This window comes from Leeuwenhoekiella sp. NPDC079379 (genome assembly GCF_044542075.1).
Taxonomy (GTDB): Bacteria; Bacteroidota; Bacteroidia; order Flavobacteriales; family Flavobacteriaceae; genus Leeuwenhoekiella.
On the sequence record NZ_JBITTU010000019.1, the window covers coordinates 1 to 1,506 of the forward strand.

The window sequence follows — 1,506 nt, forward strand, 5'->3', positions numbered from 1 at the left end:
ACAGTATGTGATAATGGTACACCAGCATTATGTGATACAGCAACGGTAACTATCGAAGTTATTGCAGATACTAGAAACTTTACAGTAGCTAATGATGATGCATTCTTCGGATATTTAGGAGCTGAAATAACCGGAAACGTACTTACTAATGATAGCGATCCAGAAGGAGACTTTCCATTAGCTGTAACCGGAAACACCAATGCTGCAAACGGAACAGTTACTTTAGCAGCAGACGGAAGCTTAAGCTATGTACCTAATGCAGGCTTTAGCGGTTCAGATCAATTTACTTATGATATAGTAGATACAGCTGGTTCAGTAGATACAGCGACTGTATACATTACTGTAGATCCTAGTGCGGCTAACACCATTCTTGCGATCAACGATATCAACGATACGTTTGTGAATCAAGCGGTAAGTGGTAACGTAGGAACCAATGATGAGAATCCTGACGGTCCTGTTGGAAGTGAGGTATTCACAGTGGTAACACAGCCTACAAATGGTACTTTAGTATTCAATCCTGACGGAAGCTATACGTATACACCAAACACAGACTTTATAGGTGAAGATACTTTCGCTTACCAGGTATGTGATGCAGGTATTCCACAGGCTTGTGATAGTGCAGATGTAACTATACAGGTATTGCCTTTAACTACTAATGAGAATGATCCACCGGTAGCTAATGATGATACAGCAATTACTGAAGCAGGAACACCTGTAGATGGTAATGTATTGACTAACGACTTTGATCCAGATGGCGGACCACTTACTGTAACTAGTAATACAAATCCAACAAACGGAACAGTAGTAGTTAATCCTGATGGAACATTCACTTATACTCCAAACCCTGATTTTACAGGAGAGGATAGTTTTGAATACACAGTATGTGATAATGGTACACCAGCATTATGTGATACAGCAACGGTAACTATCGAAGTTATTGCAGATACTAGAAACTTTACAGTAGCTAATGATGATGCATTCTTCGGATACTTAGGAGCTGAAATAACCGGAAACGTCCTTACTAATGATAGCGATCCAGAAGGAGACCTTCCATTGGCTGTAACCGGAAACACCAATGCAGCAAACGGAACAGTTACTTTAGCAGCAGACGGAAGCTTAAGCTATGTACCTAATGCAGGCTTTAGCGGTTCAGATCAGTTTACTTACGACATAGTAGATACAGCTGGTTCAGTAGATACAGCGACTGTATACATTACTGTAGATCCTAGTGCGGCTAACACCATCCTTGCGATCAACGATATCAACGATACGTTTGTAAATCAAGCGGTAAGTGGTAACGTAGGAACCAACGATGAGAATCCTGATGGTCCTGTTGGAAGTGAGGTATTCACAGTGGTAACACAGCCTACAAACGGTACTTTGGTATTCAATCCTGACGGAAGCTATACCTACACACCAAACGCAGACTTTATAGGTGAAGATACTTTCGCTTACCAGGTATGTGATGCAGGTATTCCACAGGCTTGTGATAGTGCAGATGTAACT

General features: G+C 41.2%; 1 protein-coding gene. It reads left to right on the top strand.

Annotation, left to right across the window (positions count from 1 at the left end; translation table 11 throughout):
• Window positions 1–1,506: Ig-like domain-containing protein (locus ACIGAM_RS17380; protein ID WP_396512743.1), on the top strand; the 1,506-nt coding region annotated here is incomplete at both ends.